Origin of the sequence: Microbacterium phyllosphaerae (genome assembly GCF_050628115.1) — a bacterium.
Classification (GTDB): Bacteria; Actinomycetota; Actinomycetes; order Actinomycetales; family Microbacteriaceae; genus Microbacterium; species Microbacterium phyllosphaerae_A.
The window spans coordinates 3,350,225-3,367,458 of record NZ_CP192502.1 but is presented as its reverse complement, the minus strand read 5'-3'; the positions used below and the strand labels follow the sequence as shown (position 1 = coordinate 3,367,458).

The following is a 17,234-nucleotide window of genomic DNA, read 5'->3' as shown; positions in this document are numbered from 1 at the left end:
CCTCAGGACCGGAGGGTGTCGACCACGAACGCAGACATCGCGTCCGCGCCGAAGTGGTCGTCCGCCGTGATCGTCACGACCGCGTCATCGCAGAAGATCAGCAGCTGCCCGTAGGCGCCGTGCAGACGCCACGCAGCGCCTGGGCCGTCCCACCCGGCCAGCGCATAGCGCTCGTAGGCGGGGTTCGCACCCGCCACCACCCAGTCGGAGTGCATCGCGTCGATCACGGAAGCAGGTACGAGGCGTCGCCCCTCCCACTCACCGCGGTCGCGGACGAGTCGTCCGAGGCGTGAGAGCTCCTCGGTGCTCAGGGCGATGCCGCTCCCGGCGACGATACGTCCCCGAGGGCACCGCTCCCACTCCAGGTCGTCGATGCCGAGCGGTTCGAGCAGTCTCGGGCGCAGGAAGTCGACGATGTCGCCGACTCTCGCGGCGAGTACGGTCATGGCGGTGTAGGTGCTGGCGTTGGAGTACTGGAAGACGCGTCCGCGCGACGGGCGTGAGAGGAACTCCCGCGCAAGATCCGGCCAGTCGGTCATCAGGGTCTCGGACCAGGGGAGGTCGATACCGCTCGACATGGACAGCAGGTGTCGGAGGGTGACCTGATCGACGCCGTCGCCGAGGGTGAAGTCCGGCAGGTACTCGGCCACCGGCGCATCCAGCGAGATCAGTCGCTCATCGGCAGCGAGACCTGCGGCGAGCACGCACACGCCCTTCGCGACGGAGTGGATCTCCTCGCGGACATCGGGGGACCACCGGTGCTCAGCGACATCGCTGGCGACACGGACGTGGAGGCCGTGGGCGCCGAACCCCGATGCATCCGCCTGATCTACGATCCGGTCGCGGATCTGCTCGGCTCGAGTCACTCCTTCAGGCTAGCGGCTGCGGTCTGACGCGGCCGACGTGATCCGGTGGGATCGCTGCGATGTCCCTCGCGGGCCGCGAGTTCCGGATCCCGGAAGAGCCACCGGGGGCGGGGTTCGACGAGAGGACGGAACAGCCAGCGCACTGGCTTCGTGGCGAGGGCCAGGGCGAGCACCACCGACAGCAGGGTCACCAGCGGCAGCCACAGCCAGGTCGGGTCGAGATCGCGCAGTGCACCGGACTCGCGGAAGGGGTAGAGCACGAACGAGTGCAGCAGGAAGACGTACATCGTGTATTGACCGAACCTCGTCCACCAGTGAGTGCCTCGGGGAATGAGGGCGAAGAATGCGACGCTCAGGATGACCGCCAGCAGCATCAGCGCGACACGCACACCGCCGGCCCACCACTGCTCTCCGCCGAGGTCCGCATACGCGTCCTCGTAGAACAGCCAGTGGCGCAGGTCGATCTTCTCCCACACATCTATCCAGCGCCAGGCGACGAATCCGGCGGCACCGAGCACCAGGAGGCTGACCCCACGGATCCACCACGGGCGGGAGTCGAGCAGGCGGAATCGCGCGACGACATCGCGCTCGCGCAGCCACCAGCCGAGAGCGAAGAACGGCAGCAGGCCGAGCGTTCGCGAGAGCGAGAAGGTGCTGTCGACGTTGGGCAGATAGCCCACGCCGATCGAGATGATCACGGTCCACAGCAGAGGCCAGCGCAGCAGCGCCAGGTAGGGAAGGACGAGACGGAAGATGCCGAGGGCCAGCAAGAACCAGAGCGTCCACGAGGGCTTGGTGAAGTTCGGGTCGGCCTGGCCCTCGACCAGCCACTTCGTGAGGGTCCAGAGGAACTCGAAGATGACGTACGGGACGAGGATGTCGGTGATGACACGGGCCATCTGCACGCGGGTGGGGGAGCCCGACTTCGAGAAGTAGCCGGAGATGATCGCGAACGCGGGCATATGGAAGGCGTACAGCGCCAGGTAGGCCGCGAGGGCGATGTCGGAGTCGTAGGTGAGGCGCTGGATCGCGTGGCCGAGGACGACCAGCACGATGCACGCGTAGCGTGCGTTGTCCCAGAAAGGAACACGCTTGCGGGGCTTCGGGACGGATCCGGTGGCGGGGTTCGTCGTGTCGGCGCCGGCGGTGTTCATCCTCCGAGGCTACTCGGGGAATAAAGTTGCTCGCATCGCGTTGACTCAGATACATTCAAATGAATAGAACCGGATGCACGACATCGGTTCGGAGAAGACGGAGCAATCATGAGTGAGCAGGCAGGCGTCCCGGTGCAGTTCGGCATCATGTCGGTCAGCGACATCACCCGCGACCCCACCACCGGCGTCACGCCGAGTGAGCAGGAGCGGATCAAAGCCACGTTGGCGATCGCCAAGCACAGCGAAGAGGTCGGCCTCGACGTCTTCGCGATCGGCGAGCACCACAACCCTCCGTTCTGGTCCTCGAGCCCCACGACGTTCCTGGCGGCTCTCGCCGCCCAGACCGAGCGACTCATCGTGTCGACCTCGACGACGCTCATCACGACGAACGACCCCGTGCGCATCGCCGAGGAGTACGCGATGCTGCAGCACGTCTCGGACGGTCGAATGGACCTCATGCTCGGCCGCGGCAACACCGGGCCGGTCTACCCCTGGTTCGGACAGGACATCCGTCAGGGTCTCCCGCTCGCGATCGAGAACTACGCCCTGCTGCACAAGCTGTGGCGTGAGGACGTCGTCGACTGGGAGGGCAAGTTCCGCACCCCGCTGCAGGGCTTCACCTCGACTCCTCGTCCGCTCGACGGCGTCGCTCCGTTCGTCTGGCACGGATCCATCCGCACGCCCGAGATCGCCGAGCAGGCCGCGTACTACGGCGACGGGTTCTTCGCGAACAACATCTTCTGGCCCAAGGAGCACTACCAGCGCCTGATCGAGCTGTACCGGCAGCGCTACGCGCACTACGGACACGGCACGCCGGAGCAGGCGATCGTCGGGCTCGGCGGGCAGGTGTTCATGGCGGCGAAGTCGCAGGATGCCGTGAACCGGTTCCGGCCGTACTTCGACAACGCCCCCGTGTACGGTCACGGTCCGAGCATGGAGGACTTCACCGAGATGACCCCGCTGACGGTGGGATCGCCTCAGCAGGTCATCGACCGCTACGCCGCGATGCGGGAGCACTACGGCGACTACCAGCGCCAGCTGTTCCTGATCGACCACGCCGGCCTTCCCCTGAAGACGGTCCTCGAGCAGCTCGACATCCTGGGCTCGGAGGTCGTGCCGGTCCTCCGCAAGGAACTCGCGAAGGATCGCCCGGCGAGCGTGCCGGATGCCCCGACCCACGCGTCGCGGGTGAAGGCAGAGTTCGGTGACGGACCCACGCGTCAGGCCCGCCCCGGCGCGAACCGCGGCGACAATCTGACCGGAGACTCGCCGTACCAGGACACCCCGGCTCCGGCCGGTGCCGCGTTCGGACTCAGCCGGAAGGAGGCCTGAGATGGCCACTCGCAGGATCGCAGTCGTCTCCGCGGGGCTCTCGAACCCCTCGTCGACGCGGATGCTCGCGGACCGTCTCGCGGCCGAGACCGTGAAGGCGGTCGCCGCACACGACATCGACGCCAGCGTCGACGTGATCGAACTGCGCGACTACGCGCACGACATCACGAACAACCTGCTCACCGGGTTCGCTCCGCCGGCGCTCGAGACCGCCGTCAACACGGTCATCTCGGCAGACGCCCTGATCGCCGTCACGCCGATCTTCTCCACGAGCTACAACGGACTGTTCAAGTCGTTCATCGACGTGCTCGATCCCGACGCGCTCACCGGCAAACCGGTGCTGATCGGCGCCAATGCCGGCACCGCACGGCACTCGCTCGCGATCGACTACGCCATCCGCCCGCTGTTCGCCTATCTTCACGCCGAGGCCGTCTCGACCGGTGTGTTCGCGGCCTCCAGCGACTGGGGTGGCGCCGGAGACGACGTCGCCCCGCTGGCGAAACGGGTCGAGAAGGGTGCCCGTGAGCTGGCCGATGCCATCGCGCGGCGCGAGACGACCGCTGTCGCCGATCCGTACGATCCGGCCACCTACCTCGGTGAAGGGCGATCGTTCGGTCACATGCTCGGTGGTCTCGCCGGAGAATGACGATCCCCGGCACGACCGGGAACGAGCGCGGGGCCATGAGGCCGTAGACGATGTCCGAAGGGCGTCGTACGGTGACCTCATGGCCCTTCGCTCTGTGCTCGAACCCGCGCGGCATGCACTGCGCGGCACGCTCATCCTCCCCGGCGACGATTCCTTCGACGCGGCGCGTCGTCCGTGGAACCTGGCGATCGAACAGCATCCGGCGGGCGTGGCCGCACCGGCCGATCTGGGCGACCTGCGCACTCTGCTCGACGCCGCTCGCGACGCGGGCGTGACACTCGCTGTCCAGCCCACCGGGCACGGTGCCGGCGGAGACCTGGCCGATGCGGTCATCGTCCGTATGGCGGCCTTCGACGAGCTGTCGGTCGACCTCGGTTCGGGCGTGGTCCGCGTCGGCAGCGGTGTCCGTTGGGGCGCAGTCGTCGAGGCGCTCGAGGGAACAGGCTGGGTGGCGCCTGCGGGCACGAGCCCTGTCGTTGCCGTCGCGGGGTACACCCTGGGCGGCGGCCATTCCTGGTTCAGTCGCACAGCGGGACTCGGGTCCGACAACCTCAGGGCCGCGTGGATGCTGCGCAGCGACGGGACCCATGAGCGGGTCGACGATGAGAGCGACCCCGAGACGATGTGGGCGCTTCGCGGGGCGGGCGGCATCCTCGGAGTCGTGACGGCCCTCGAGATCGACCTGGTTCCCGCACCGACGCTGTGGGGAACCGAGCTCACTTTCGACGCCGCAGACGCCGGGCCGGTGATGCGGGCCGTCCGCGATCTGTCCGCAGAGGCCCCGGCATCGCTCAACGTGTTCGCGAACTCGATGCGCATGCCTGACGCCCCGCAGCTTCCCGACGAGATCCGTGGACGCAGCTTCTTCACCGTTCAGGCGCTGTCCACGGTCGGAGCCGCCGACGAGCTGATCGAGCAGGTGCGGCGCGTAGGCGCGGTTCGTCGTGAGGTGTCGGGTGCCACATCGCCGAAGAGCGTCGCGGCGTCGAGCGGTGAACCCACCGAACCGACGCCGGGCAAAGGCGCGTCTGCTGCGCTGTCGTCGCTCGACGACGCGACGATCGACGATCTCTTCCGCTTCCGAGACCTGCCGGAGCAGTGGCCGATCATGGGCATCGACATCCGGATGCTCGGTGGCGCGCTGAATGAACCTCGACGGGCGGGATTCGCGACGCTTCAGGGCGTCGGTTGGCTGCTCCACGCCCTGGTGCCTGTCTTCCCCGGATCGCCGAGCGAACCGGGGGAGGCGAGTATGGCGGGCTTCCGAGAGGTGCTCGCGCACGCGATCGCTCCGCACACGGTCACGACGTTCCTGGGGCCGGGCGAGACTCTCGAGCGCTGCGGTGACCCGGCGGCGATCGATCGCCTTCGCGCCATCAGGGCCGCCGCCGACCCCGACTCGCTGATCCACGAGGGGCGCCTCCCTCGCTGACTGCCGGACGCACCCGGCGTCAGTCGTCTCCGTCGGCGCGCCGGGTCCAGTGGTACTCCGTCTCAGGGCGCCCACGCGCGCCGTAGCGGGCGCTGCGGGTGATGATGCCCGAATCGGTGAGGTGCTCCAGGTACCTCCTTACGGACACCCGTGACAGCCCGAGCCGCGCAGCCGCCTCGCTCGCCGACACCGCGGTGCCGGAGGAACGCAGCTCTGCGGTCACCTTCTGCAGCGTCGCGGCCGACAGCCCCTTGGGAATCGGTATCGTCCCGGTCGTGCGCCCGAGAAGCGCATCGATCTCCGCCTGGGTCGCCTCGCCGGCCGTCGACCGCGCCTGCTCCCGGTGTGTGCGATACGCGGTGAGGCGCTCGTGGAACACCGCGAAGGGGAACGGCTTGACGAGGTACTGGTAGACGCCCAGAGCTGCCATCTGCCTGACGGTGTCCGCGTCGCGCACGCCGGTGATCGCGATCACGTCCACGGCAGCGGATCGGGCGCGGAGCCCACGGAGCACATCGATGCCCGAGCCGTCGGGCATCGTGATGTCGAGGAGGACCAGGTCGAACGGCTCGTCGTGCGGCTGATCGAGCACGGCGGTCAGTGCGGCCCTGGCGCCGGAGCACTCCCCACCCACGATGAAGCCGTCGATCCTCTCGAGGTAGGAGCGGTGGAGCTCGAGCGTCAGAGCGTCGTCGTCGACGATCAGCGTGCGGATCATGGGCTCCTGCGTCCTCTCGCCGGCGGAAGGATGACGGTGAACGTGGTCGGATGAGCGGAGAGCTCCACGGTGCCGCCCACACCGACGACCACCGCGCGGACGAGGGCGAGGCCGACTCCGCGCCCCTGGGCACCTGCAGGCTTCGTCGAGAAGCCGTGGGCGAACACGCGCTCGCGCAGCTCGGAGGGGATGCCGTCACCGCCGTCGGAAACCTCGAGGACGATTCCGCGATCCTTCGAGGGGCGCAGCGAGACCTCCACCCAGCGCTCGGTGCCGGTGGCGGCTGCATCCATGGCGTTGTCGATCAGGTTGCCGAGCACGGCGACGCTGTCGACGGGAGAGAGCGGGGAGGCGGGGGTGTCGGGGTCGATGCTCACCCGCCAGTCGATCCCGCGCTCCTTGGCCTGCGATGCCTTGCCGAGAAGCAGCGCGCCGACGGCGGGGTCGCCGGCCTGTCGTGCGGTGACCTGATCGACGAGCGACTGACTCTGGCGTGACGTCTCGGTCAGGATCTCGATAGCCTCCTCGCTGCGGCCGAGTTCGAGAAGCGCGACCGCGGTGTGCATGCGGTTGCCGTGCTCGTGCGTCTGAGCGCGCAGCGCGTCGCCCAGGGTGCGCAGGGATTCGTATGACGACACGGCGTCCCTCACCTGACCCGGCGGCAGGTCTCCCGCGATGCCGCGTGTGAACCGGCGAGCGATCCACGCGCCGAGAGCGCCGAGAGCCACGAGTCCGACGGTGATGCCGACCGAGAGAGGCAGCCGGCGCACGATCGTCTCGGAGATGGATTCGATCGTCACGCCGGATGACACCCAGCCGAGCAGTTCCCCGCCCGATGCGATCACCGGCACGATGGTTCGCACCGAAGGGCCGAGCGTGCCGGTGAAGACCTCGGTGAGTGTGCGCGGCGAGCCGGGGATGGTTCCGAGGTACTCCCCGCCGATCTGGTCGGCGTCGGGGTGTGTGAGGCGCGTGCCGTCGGGCGTCATGATCGTCACGAAGTCGAGATCGGCGCCTGCGATGACATCGAGAGCGTACGGCTCGAGCGTACGGGTCGCGTTCGCCTGCTCCTCCGTCGCGAGAGCCTCGACGACGAGAGGCGACGAAGCGAGCGTCACCGCTGTCGCCGCCGTGACCCGCTCGGCTTCCGCGTGGGTGGCGCGCTGCGCATCCACGACGAGGAAGACGGCCACCAGAGCGCCGACCACGATCGCGGCAGCCAGGAGCACCAGGAAGACCCGGGAAGCTGTGCTCCTCGTATCGCGCGCGTGTCTCATCGCGTCCTTCCGATCGTCGGTGATCGCGGAGTCCGGATATCGGTGGTGACCAATACGACCACAAATGGTGCTGTCGGGGGAAGTCCGCGACGGTGAGCTTACCGAAGGCGACGGCGCCGGAGGGCATGCGACGAAGACGTTCATGATCAAGGAGGAAAACATGGCCATCACCACAGGGTTCTCGCTTCCCGGATTCCACTGGCGGCGGGGCAAGCAGGCCTGGGATCGGCACACCTGGCTGTACGTGTCGGTGATCATCGCCGTCGTGCTCGGCGCGGCGGTCGGCCTGATCTGGCCGGAGGTCGGCCAGAGCCTCGAGCCGATCGGCAAGGGCTTCGTGTCGCTGATCAAGATGATGATCGCGCCGATCATCTTCTGCACGATCGTCGTCGGCGTCGGGTCCATCGCGAAGGCGGCGACCGTCGGGAAGATCGGCGGTCTGGCGCTGCTCTACTTCATGGTCATGTCCACGTTCGCGCTCGCGATCGGCCTGGTCGTCGGCAACATCATCCACCCGGGTGCAGGCCTCGACATGGCGAACTCCAGCTACGACGCGACCGAGACCGAGGCGAAGACCACCACCGAGTTCATCCTCGGGATCATCCCGACGACCTTCTTCTCGGCGTTCACGGGTGAGAGCGTCCTGCAGGTGCTGTTCATCGCCCTGCTCGTGGGCTTCGCCCTCCAGGGGCTCGGTGAGAAGGGTGCCCCGATCATGGATGCGGTCAAGAACCTCCAGAAGCTGGTGTTCCGCATCCTCGGCATGATCTTGTGGCTCGCCCCTCTCGGCGCATTCGGAGCGATCGCAGCGGTGGTGGGCAAGACGGGGATCGCGGCGATCTGGAGCCTCGGCGTGCTGATGATCGCCTTCTACATCACGTGCTTCCTGTTCATCGTCGTGGTACTGGGGACGCTGCTCTTCGCGGTCACCAGGGTGAACATCTTCAGCCTCGTCAAGTACCTGGCACGTGAGTACCTGCTCATCGTCGGCACCTCGTCGTCGGAGTCCGCGCTCCCGCGGCTGATCGCGAAGATGGAGCACATCGGAGTCTCGAAGCCGGTCGTCGGCATCACGGTGCCGACGGGATACTCGTTCAACCTCGACGGCACCGCGATCTACCTGACGATGGCGTCGCTGTTCATCGCCACCGGAATGGGGCAGCCGATGTCGATCGGCGAGCAGATCGGGCTGCTGGTGTTCATGATCATCGCGAGCAAGGGGGCCGCCGGCGTCACAGGCGCGGGACTCGCGACGCTCGCCGGTGGATTGCAGGCGTACCGTCCCGATCTGGTCGACGGTGTCGGTGTGATCGTGGGAATCGACCGGTTCATGTCCGAGGGTCGAGCGCTCACCAACTTCACCGGCAACGCGGTCGCCACGCTCCTGATCGGCACGTGGACCCGTCAGATCGACCGTGATCGGGTTCAGCAGGTGCTCAGCGGCGCGCTTCCGTTCGAGGAGTCGCAGCTCGACGGGGTCGACGAGCACGGGATGGCCGATGAGCGCAAGGCCGTCGATGTCCAGGGACTCAAGGAGTCCGCCCTCGACGAGATGGCGGCGAAGGAGGAGCGCGCGCGTCTCCGCGCCGCACAGAACTGAGCCTCGGCAGGAACAAGAAGGATGCGGGAGCCGGCAGTCGCCGGCTCCCGCATCCGTGTGGTCAACCGCTCTTGCGTCGGAACTCGCGCCGCGTCTGCGGGGCGGGTGCGCCGTGGACGGCGGAGTCGCCGTCCAGGTGGGCCTCGCCCTGCCTGTGGTGCGCGTTCTTCTTCTCGAGCGCTTCCTTGAACTTGCGCTTCATGTCCTCGTTGGAGGAGGCGCCTTCTTCGGTGCTCATGCTCGCCAGCCTAGGGCACGCCTCTGACGGGTGGGGGAATTACCTCCGCGCTCTGCGGGAGAGCAGGTCGATCATCGCACCGAGGCCGAGTGCGACCACCACGGACACCACGACAGCCACCACAGGGCCACCGGGGACGAGAACGGCGACGATCGCGCCCACGGACGACTGATAGGCCGCCCACCCGAAGGCCGCCACACCCACCAGGCACAGATACCGGCCGGGATGTATGCGCGAGGCGCCGGCGACGAGGTTGATGGCCAGGCGTGCGAAAGGCACGAAGCGCGCTGTGAACAGCACGGTGGCCGTTCCGCCGTCGAGTCGCCGCCCTGCCCAGGCGAGAGCCTGACGCACACGAGGCGCCCGCATCCACCGCCACCGTTCGGTCCCGACCGTGCGACCGATCAGATAGCAGGCGGCGTCTCCCGCGGCGGCGGCGACCCCTGCGCAGACGATCACCGCCCACAGGGGTGGCACCCCCGATGACTGAGAGACGGCCGCGAGAGCGGTGACCGCGATCTCCCCCGGTACGACGACGAAGAAAGAGTCGCCGAAGACCAGGAGGCTCATGACGGCGAGGGCCCAGGGGCCGGCGAGCAGATCGGACACGTCTCCAGAGTGCTCGGCGCAGGTGAACGGGAACCAACGACCGGATAGCCGGTGACGCGCGATCCAGCATCCGGTGAACTTCTGGTGCTCTGAGGGATTTCACGCAGCCGGCACCCGTCGTCGACGGCATCCTGGGCATGTGAGAGTCGCGATCGTGACAGAGTCCTTCCTTCCGCACATGAACGGTGTGACCGGATCCGTCCTGCAGATCCTGAAGCACCTCGAGCGCACGGGCCATGAGGCGCATGTGATCGCGCCGGATGCCGTCGGCATGCCCACCGAGGTCGACGGTGCCGTCATCGAGCCCATCCCGAGCATTGCCCTCCCCGGGTACCGCAACGTGCGGGTGGGCACCTCGCCAGCGCACCGCGTCGCCGCATCCCTTCGTCGCTTCCAGCCCGACGTCGTGCACCTCGCCTCGCCCTTCGCGCTGGGCTGGCGGGGAGCGCTCGCCGCAGAGCGTCTTGACATCGCCGCGGTCGCGGCATACCAGACCGATGTGGCCGCGTACACCGAGAGGTACCGCGTACCGGTGACGACCGGCGTCGCGCATGCGCATATCGCCCGGCTCCACCGTCGCTCGACCCTGTCGCTCGCGCCGTCGGTCGACTCCGCGCAGCGCCTCGCCTCCCTCGGAGTCGATCGGGTGCGTCGGTGGGGCAGAGGAGTGGACGCCGAACGGTTCCAGCCCTCCCGACGCAGTGAGACGCTGCGAGCGGAGTGGGGCGGTGATGTCGTGATCGGATACGTCGGCCGCCTCGCACCCGAGAAGCAGGTCGAGGACCTCGCTGTGCTGCAGAGCATCCCCGGGGCCAGACTCGTGATCGTCGGGGACGGGCCCAGCCGGATGAAGCTGGCCGCCCTGATGCCTCACGCCCTCTTCCTCGGCCATCTCGAAGGACAAGCGCTCGCTGCAGCGATCGCATCGTTCGACGTGTTCGTGCACCCGGGGGAGAGCGAGACGTTCGGCCAGACCCTGCAGGAGGCGCATGCGAGCGGCGTCCCCGTCGTCGCCACCGGACGTGGCGGTCCCCTGGACCTCGTGCGGATGGGGATCGACGGATGGCTGTACCGACCTGGAGACCTGGTGGATCTGCGGATGAGGGTCGCCGACCTCGCCGGAGACGGTCGCAAGCGCGTGGCGTTCGGCGAGGCAGGACACCAGGCGGTCCAGGGGCGCAGCTGGTCGAGCGTATGCGACCAGCTGCTCGGCCATTTCGACGAGGCACGGACGCTCCGTGCAGTGGACTCGGGGCTGCGCGCGCGTCGCCTGACACGCCCCGAGATCGCTGCTCCCGTCGACACTCGTCGCTGGCACCGCTACGTGGCGCTGGGCGACTCCCTCACCGAAGGGCTGTGCGATCCGGCGCCGGACGGAGCCCTGCGCGGATGGGCGGACCGCCTGGCACTGCTGCTCGCCGCTCGCGGCGGACTGCACTACGCGAACCTCGCGATCAGATCGAAGCGGGTCCGCGACGTCTGCGAGATCCAGCTCCCACGCGCCCTCGAGCTCGAACCGGACCTCGTGTCGATCCTCATCGGGGCGAACGACTTGGTGAAGCCGACCGTCGACGTGCCCGCGCTCGCCGCCGAGGTCGAAGGAGCGGTGCGGCGACTCCGCGGCATCGGAGCCGACGTCGTGCTGGTCACCCCGTTCCTCCCGCGCCGGCGGGCGGCCGCGATCTACTCCCGCCGATTCGCTGCCTTCGCGACGGCGCTCGCAGGCATCGCCGCGCGCACCGGGGCGATACTGATCGACACCGATCTGCATCCTTCCCTTCCCGACCGATCGAACTGGGGCGAGGACCTCGTGCACCTCAGCAGCCGAGGTCACCGCTTCCTCGCCTACCGAGCGGGCGAGCTGCTGGCCGTCCCGCACGCGGATGCGCTCGGCGCTCTCGATGCGGCACTGCACGAGAACGAGCCGATCGGTGCGGGCCTGTGGTGGCGCAGACACGCACTGCCGTGGGTGTGGCGTCGCCTTCACGGGCGCGCGGCCGGCGATGGGCGCAGTGCGAAGCACGACGACTACGTGTACCTGGGGCGGTCGACCTCGCGCAGCGAGGTGCGGGTGGGCTGACGACGCGACCGGTGCGAACGCGCGGCTCAGCGACCGGGGTGGGGGTCATCCGACCGTGCGACCGCCTCGATCAGCGCCGTCCCATGCCGTGGTAGGTCCAGCCCGCAGCTCGCCAGGCGGCTGCGTCCAGACAGTTGCGGCCGTCGACGATGACCCGGCCCGCGACGAGCGACCCGGCGTGTTCGGGAGTCAGCTCGCGGCGGTAGAGGTCCCACTCCGTGACGATCACCACGGCGTCCGCGTCGCGGAGAGCGTCGTCGCGTTCGGTCGCGTAGCCGAGCTGAGGGTGCGCCGCCGCGGCGTTGTCGAGGGCAGCGGGGTCGGTGACGACCACATCCGCGCCCAAACCGCGCAGGCGCACGGCGACGTCGAGAGCGGGTGAGTCTCGGATGTCATCGCTGAACGGCTTGAACGCCGCCCCGAGCACCGCGATGCGGCGACCGAACACCAGTCCGCCGAGGGCGTCGACGACGAGCTGCACGGCTCTGTCGCGTCGCCGGAGGTTGATCGAGTCGACCTCCCGGAGGAATCCCACGGCTTCGCCGCGTCCGAGCTCCTCGGCCCTGGCGGCGAAGGCGCGGAGGTCCTTCGGGAGGCAACCGCCGCCGAACCCGATTCCCGAGCCCAGATACCGGCGCCCGATGCGGGTGTCGTGTCCGAGAGCGTCCGCGAGGAGTGCGACGTCGGCGCCGGAGGCCTCGGCGATCTCGGCCATCGCGTTGATGAACGAGATCTTGGTGGCGAGAAAGGCATTGGCCGCGCCCTTGACGAGCTCGGCCGTCGCCAGATCCGTCACGAGGAACGGGGTGCCGGCCTCCACAGCGGGGCGGTAGGCCTCGCGCAGGGCATCCGCGGCACTCTCGCCGTCGGTCCCTGACGGCACACCCACCACGAGGCGGTCGGGGGAGATCGTGTCATGCACGGCCCACCCCTCGCGGAGGAACTCGGGGTTCCACACGAGGGTCGCGCCGGACGCGGCGACCTCCGCGCTCAGTCGCTCGGCCGTCCCCACGGGTACCGTGGACTTGCCCGCCACCACGTCCCCAGGGCGCAGGTGGGGGAGCAGCGCGGCCACTGCGGCGTCGACGAAACGCAGATCTGCGGCGTGCCCGCCCGGGAGCTGCGGAGTGCCGACGGCGATGAAGTGGATCGCGGCACCCGTCGCACTCGACATCTCGGCGCTGAAGCTCAATCGACCTGAGGCGAGGCCCTCCTGCAGGAGCTCAGTGAGCTGCGGCTCGAAGAAGGGCGCGGTGCCGCTCGCCAGCGTCGCGACCTTCTGTGCGTCGACGTCGATCCCGACGACGTCGTGTCCTATCGAGGCCATCGCTGCGGCGTGCACGGCACCGAGGTACCCGCATCCGATCACTGACATGCGCATGTCGTCAGGACAGCGGATGCTCCTCACGAGCCGGCATCCGGTCGGTGAACGAGGCGTGGACAACGCGTGTCCGAACATCCGGATCGCGCGGTCGAGAGGGTTTCCGGGGTGCCGCTGGTAGGCTGGACGAGGTCGACGTCTGTCGGCCGCACAACTTCATATCGACTCATGGAGCGATCGGCGGAGAGCTGGTCCCCTGTGGTGGGTTCCTCGGCGGGTCGTCGGGTGGCTTTCTACTGGTGGCCAGCGCAGGTGACATTCGCGGGATTGCCCGCGCGCCCGTATCCGGCTGCATCCGCTCCTTCATGAACACGCTCGCGCGTCATACGGATTCGCGAGTCTAAACAAAGAAGGAGAGACCTCTTGGAAGGTCCTGAAATCACCGCCACCGAGGCCGTTCTCGACAACGGCCGCTTCGGCACCCGCACCATCCGCTTCGAGACCGGCCGCCTCGCGCAGCAGGCTCAGGGCGCAGTCGCCGCCTACCTCGACGGCGAGACCATGCTCCTCTCGGCCACGAGCGCAGGCAAGCACCCGCGCGAGGGCTTCGACTTCTTCCCGCTGACGGTCGACGTCGAAGAGCGTTCGTACGCAGCAGGCAAGATCCCCGGCTCGTTCTTCCGTCGTGAGGGTCGTCCCTCGACCGAGGCAATCCTCGTCTGCCGTCTGATCGACCGTCCGCTGCGCCCGTCGTTCGTCGACGGCCTGCGCAACGAGGTCCAGATCGTCATCACCGTGCTCTCGATCGCTCCGGGCGAGTTCTACGACGCTCTCGCGATCAACGCGGCCTCCGCGTCGACGCAGATCTCGGGTCTTCCGTTCTCGGGCCCGGTCGCCGGTGTGCGCCTCGCGTTCATCCCGGGTCAGGGCGAGCACGCCGACCAGTGGGTCGCGTTCCCGACCGCCGAGCAGGTCAGCGAGGCCGTGTTCGACCTGATCGTCGCCGGTCGTGTCGTCACGAAGTCCGACGGCACCGAAGACGTCGCGATCATGATGGTCGAGGCTGAGGCCACCGAGGGCAGCTGGAACCTGATCAAGGCCGGCGCCACGAAGCCCGACGAGGCCGTCGTCGCGCAGGGCCTCGAAGCGTCGAAGCCCTTCATCGCGCAGCTCGTCAAGGCTCAGGCCGAGCTCGCAGCCACCGCTGCGAAGGAGCCGGGCGTGTACCCGGTCTTCCCGCCGTACTCCAGCGAGGTCTACGACTTCGTGGCCGAGCGCTCCTACGACGACCTGGTGAACGTCTACCAGATCGCCGACAAGCTGGAGCGTCAGGGCAAGGACGACGAGGTCAAGGACCGCGTCAGGGCGCAGCTCATCGAAGCGGTCGAGGCCGGCAACCTGCCCGCTGGAGCCCCGATCGAGTTCTCCGCGGCGTACAAGTCCGTCACGAAGAAGATCGTCCGCGGCCGCATCCTCACGGAGAGCGTGCGCATGGACGGCCGTGGCCTGGCGGACATCCGTCCGCTCGACGCCGAGGTGCAGGTCATCCCGCGCGTTCACGGCTCGGCGATCTTCCAGCGCGGCGAGACCCAGATCATGGGCATCACCACGCTGAACATGCTCAAGATGGAGCAGCAGATCGACTCGCTGTCGCCCACGACGAGCAAGCGCTACATGCACCACTACAACTTCCCGCCCTACTCGACCGGTGAGACCGGCCGGGTCGGTTCGCCGAAGCGTCGCGAGATCGGGCACGGCTTCCTCGCCGAGCGCGCACTCGTGCCGGTGCTGCCGAGCCGCGAGGAGTTCCCCTACGCGATCCGTCAGGTCTCCGAGGCGCTGAGCTCCAACGGCTCGACGTCGATGGGCTCCGTCTGCGCGTCGACCCTGTCGCTCCTGAACGCGGGTGTGCCGCTGCGCGCAGCCGTCGCCGGTATCGCGATGGGTCTCGTCTCCGACGAGGTCGACGGTGAGACGCGCTACGCCGCACTCACCGACATCCTCGGTGCCGAGGACGCTCTCGGCGACATGGACTTCAAGGTCGCCGGTACCAGCGAGTTCGTCACGGCGATCCAGCTCGACACGAAGCTCGACGGCATCCCGTCGTCGGTGCTCGCAGGCGCGCTGACCCAGGCCCGCGATGCGCGTCTGACGATCCTCAACGTCCTGAACGCTGCGATCGACGCTCCCGACGAGATGGCGCCCACCGCGCCGCGCGTCATCAGCGTGCAGATCCCGGTCGACAAGATCGGTGAGCTGATCGGCCCGAAGGGCAAGACGATCAACGCGATCCAGGACGAGACCGGTGCGCAGATCTCCATCGAGGAGGACGGCACCGTCTACATCGGCGCGACCGACGGCCCGTCGGCCGAGGCCGCCCGCGCCCAGGTCAACGCGATCGCCAACCCGACCAACCCCGAGGTGGGCGAGCAGTTCCTCGGAACCGTCGTGAAGATCGCGACGTTCGGTGCGTTCGTCTCGCTGCTCCCGGGCAAGGACGGCCTGCTGCACGTCACCGAGGTGCGCAAGCTCGCCGGTGGCAAGCGCGTCGAGAACGTCGACGACGTGCTCTCCGTCGGTCAGAAGATCCTCGTGAAGATCACGAAGATCGACGACCGCGGCAAGCTGTCGCTCGAGCCCGTGCTCGACGACGCTCCCGCAGCGGACGCAGCTCCTGCTGAAGAGGCCGCAGCCGAGTAATCGGAGCGCTTCGACACGAGGCCCGGGTCTGTCCTCACGGACGGCTCGGGCCTCGTCGTCTCCGATGTGATCAAACTGTTATGGGAAGTTCTTGCGCCGTTCCCCGGATTGGTCGGCGAGTTCGCGGATGTCGCCTACTCTCGAAGTACGCACCGGGGGGTGCAATCACAGGCAGTGACGCAGGTCGGTACGCACCGACCGACGCGGGGGTGAGGATATGCGGTTGTTCAGCGTAGGCGCAGGTACGTCGCCCGAACGCGCGCAGCAGAGCGCGGCAGAACACCCGTCCGCGCCCATCCCGATCGTCGGACCCGGAATAGGGGAGAGCATCCGCGTTCCGCTCGGCGAGACCGGTCTCGACACGTTCCCGCTCATGCTCGGTGCGGCGGAGTTCGGCTGGAACGTCGATCTCGAGACGAGCCACGGGATCCTCGACCGCTACGTGGAATTCGGCGGCAACGCGATCCACACGGCCGACGGCTTCTCGGGTGGACGCAGCGAGCACATCATCGGACAGTGGCTGCAGACGCGCGGACAGCGCGAACGCGCGGTGCTCAGTGTGCGCATCGGCGCGCACGCCGACAATCCCGGTCTCGGCTCCGTCAATCTGGTGCGCGCGGTCGAGGGATCGCTCACGCGTCTGGGAGTCGATCGCATCGATGTGCTCTACCTCGACGCCACCCTCGACAAGACGACGAACCTCGAAGACACGCTCGCGACCGTCGAGTGGATGGTCGATGCTGGCAAGATCGGCGCTCTCGGAGCATTCGGATTCGCTCCGGAGCGACTCGTCGAGGCGCGCATCCTCGCGTCCGCCGGGTACCCGCGCATCGAGGTCATCGACTCTCCGTACAACCTCATCCGTCGGCAGCCGTTTGAAGGCGATCTGCGACTCGTCGCGGGTGCGCAGAGCCTCGCCGTCACGCCGTCGCATGCCCTCGAGCACGGGTTCCTGTCCGGCAGGCATCGCAGCAAGGCGCTGACCTCGAGAGGGGTGCGTGGCGAGCAGCTCCGCGGTCATCTCAACCGTCGGGGTACCAAGATCCTCCGAGCCCTCGACCAGGTGGCCTCCGAGCTCGAGGTGCCGGTCGCCGCCGTCTCGATCGCGTGGTTGCTCGCGCAGCGCACGATCGCGGCGCCGATCGTCAACACCTTCGCGACAGATCACGTCGACGAGCTCATGCAGGGAGCGGGCGTCACCCTCTCGCGCACACAGGTCGCCGAGCTCACTCGCGCCGGCAACTGAGCGTCGTAACGCCCC

At 68.2% G+C, this 17,234-nt stretch carries 14 protein-coding genes; 7 read left to right on the top strand and 7 right to left on the bottom strand.

All coding sequences use genetic code 11. From position 1 onward, the window contains the following. Positions 1-2: 2 nt before the first annotated feature. Together ACQ4LY_RS16210 and ACQ4LY_RS16205 are read right to left on the bottom strand one after the other, a co-directional pair. Positions 3-866, bottom strand: a complete 864-nt coding sequence (locus ACQ4LY_RS16210; RefSeq protein WP_431073139.1) for a serine hydrolase domain-containing protein — start codon at positions 864-866, stop codon at positions 3-5. Further along, positions 863-2,020, bottom strand: coding sequence for an acyltransferase family protein (locus tag ACQ4LY_RS16205; protein WP_431073137.1), 1,158 nt, complete (start codon positions 2,018-2,020; stop codon positions 863-865). The genes ACQ4LY_RS16210 and ACQ4LY_RS16205 overlap by 4 nt, the downstream gene beginning before the upstream one ends. Positions 2,021-2,128: 108 nt before the next feature. Here ACQ4LY_RS16205 and ACQ4LY_RS16200 point away from each other — a divergent pair, with 108 nt between their 5' ends. The 3 genes from ACQ4LY_RS16200 to ACQ4LY_RS16190 all read left to right on the top strand — a co-directional run bounded on the left by ACQ4LY_RS16200 (position 2,129) and on the right by ACQ4LY_RS16190 (position 5,430). Continuing rightward, the gene (locus ACQ4LY_RS16200) at positions 2,129-3,352 is read left to right on the top strand and encodes an LLM class flavin-dependent oxidoreductase (protein WP_431073135.1); all 1,224 of its coding nucleotides are present in this window, start codon (positions 2,129-2,131) and stop codon (positions 3,350-3,352) included. A 1-nt stretch (position 3,353) separates the two neighbouring features. Beyond that, positions 3,354-3,998, top strand: a complete 645-nt coding sequence (locus tag ACQ4LY_RS16195; RefSeq protein ID WP_431073133.1) for an FMN reductase — start codon at positions 3,354-3,356, stop codon at positions 3,996-3,998. 79 nt (positions 3,999-4,077) lie between these two features. Beyond that, positions 4,078-5,430 carry an FAD-binding oxidoreductase gene (locus ACQ4LY_RS16190; protein ID WP_431073131.1) on the top strand — a complete coding sequence of 451 codons (1,353 nt, stop codon included), beginning with the start codon at positions 4,078-4,080 and terminating at the stop codon, positions 5,428-5,430. Between the two features lie 19 nt (positions 5,431-5,449). On the opposite strand, the gene ACQ4LY_RS16185 is transcribed toward ACQ4LY_RS16190, so the two are convergent. Together ACQ4LY_RS16185 and ACQ4LY_RS16180 are read right to left on the bottom strand one after the other, a co-directional pair. Next, a complete protein-coding gene (locus ACQ4LY_RS16185; RefSeq protein WP_431073129.1) occupies positions 5,450-6,148 on the bottom strand; it encodes a response regulator in 699 nt (232 codons plus the stop codon). Then, positions 6,145-7,377, bottom strand: coding sequence for an ATP-binding protein (locus ACQ4LY_RS16180; RefSeq protein ID WP_431073127.1), 1,233 nt, complete (start codon positions 7,375-7,377; stop codon positions 6,145-6,147). The genes ACQ4LY_RS16185 and ACQ4LY_RS16180 overlap by 4 nt, the downstream gene beginning before the upstream one ends. A 208-nt stretch (positions 7,378-7,585) precedes the next feature. Here ACQ4LY_RS16180 and ACQ4LY_RS16175 point away from each other — a divergent pair, with 208 nt between their 5' ends. Further along, positions 7,586-9,025, top strand: a complete 1,440-nt coding sequence (locus tag ACQ4LY_RS16175; RefSeq protein WP_431073125.1) for a cation:dicarboxylate symporter family transporter — start codon at positions 7,586-7,588, stop codon at positions 9,023-9,025. Between the two features lie 61 nt (positions 9,026-9,086). Here ACQ4LY_RS16175 and ACQ4LY_RS16170 read toward each other — a convergent pair whose 3' ends face one another. Both ACQ4LY_RS16170 and ACQ4LY_RS16165 read right to left on the bottom strand, forming a co-directional pair. After that, positions 9,087-9,263, bottom strand: coding sequence for a DUF5302 domain-containing protein (locus tag ACQ4LY_RS16170; RefSeq protein WP_431073123.1), 177 nt, complete (start codon positions 9,261-9,263; stop codon positions 9,087-9,089). A 39-nt stretch (positions 9,264-9,302) separates the two neighbouring features. Then, the gene (locus tag ACQ4LY_RS16165; protein ID WP_431073121.1) at positions 9,303-9,872 is read right to left on the bottom strand and encodes a DedA family protein; all 570 of its coding nucleotides are present in this window, start codon (positions 9,870-9,872) and stop codon (positions 9,303-9,305) included. A gap of 154 nt (positions 9,873-10,026) precedes the next feature. Between ACQ4LY_RS16165 and ACQ4LY_RS16160 the strand changes: the two genes are divergently transcribed. Then, positions 10,027-11,952, top strand: a complete 1,926-nt coding sequence (locus ACQ4LY_RS16160) for a GDSL-type esterase/lipase family protein (protein ID WP_431073119.1) — start codon at positions 10,027-10,029, stop codon at positions 11,950-11,952. A gap of 70 nt (positions 11,953-12,022) precedes the next feature. Here the strand turns inward: ACQ4LY_RS16160 and ACQ4LY_RS16155 are convergent, their stop codons facing one another. Beyond that, a complete protein-coding gene (locus ACQ4LY_RS16155) occupies positions 12,023-13,333 on the bottom strand; it encodes a UDP-glucose dehydrogenase family protein (protein WP_431073117.1) in 1,311 nt (436 codons plus the stop codon). Positions 13,334-13,696: 363 nt separating this feature from the next. Here ACQ4LY_RS16155 and ACQ4LY_RS16150 point away from each other — a divergent pair, with 363 nt between their 5' ends. Both ACQ4LY_RS16150 and ACQ4LY_RS16145 read left to right on the top strand, forming a co-directional pair. Further along, positions 13,697-15,973, top strand: a complete 2,277-nt coding sequence (locus ACQ4LY_RS16150) for a polyribonucleotide nucleotidyltransferase (RefSeq protein ID WP_431073115.1) — start codon at positions 13,697-13,699, stop codon at positions 15,971-15,973. A gap of 217 nt (positions 15,974-16,190) precedes the next feature. Beyond that, complete coding sequence (locus ACQ4LY_RS16145) at positions 16,191-17,219, top strand: aldo/keto reductase (protein WP_431073113.1); 1,029 nt, start codon at positions 16,191-16,193, stop codon at positions 17,217-17,219. The last annotated feature ends 15 nt before the right edge of the window (positions 17,220-17,234 follow it).

Bases quoted from the DNA above. Each gene is read 5' to 3' on its own strand.
- ACQ4LY_RS16205 (WP_431073137.1), bottom strand. From the start codon at position 2,020: ATGAACACCGCCGGCGCCGACACGACGAACCCCGCCACCGGATCCGTC.
- ACQ4LY_RS16200 (WP_431073135.1), top strand. From the start codon at position 2,129: ATGAGTGAGCAGGCAGGCGTCCCGGTGCAGTTCGGCATCATGTCGGTC.
- ACQ4LY_RS16195 (WP_431073133.1), top strand. From the start codon at position 3,354: ATGGCCACTCGCAGGATCGCAGTCGTCTCCGCGGGGCTCTCGAACCCC.
- ACQ4LY_RS16190 (WP_431073131.1), top strand. From the start codon at position 4,078: ATGGCCCTTCGCTCTGTGCTCGAACCCGCGCGGCATGCACTGCGCGGC.
- ACQ4LY_RS16185 (WP_431073129.1), bottom strand. From the start codon at position 6,148: ATGATCCGCACGCTGATCGTCGACGACGACGCTCTGACGCTCGAGCTC.
- ACQ4LY_RS16175 (WP_431073125.1), top strand. From the start codon at position 7,586: ATGGCCATCACCACAGGGTTCTCGCTTCCCGGATTCCACTGGCGGCGG.
- ACQ4LY_RS16170 (WP_431073123.1), bottom strand. From the start codon at position 9,263: ATGAGCACCGAAGAAGGCGCCTCCTCCAACGAGGACATGAAGCGCAAG.
- ACQ4LY_RS16155 (WP_431073117.1), bottom strand. From the start codon at position 13,333: ATGCGCATGTCAGTGATCGGATGCGGGTACCTCGGTGCCGTGCACGCC.
- ACQ4LY_RS16145 (WP_431073113.1), top strand. From the start codon at position 16,191: ATGCGGTTGTTCAGCGTAGGCGCAGGTACGTCGCCCGAACGCGCGCAG.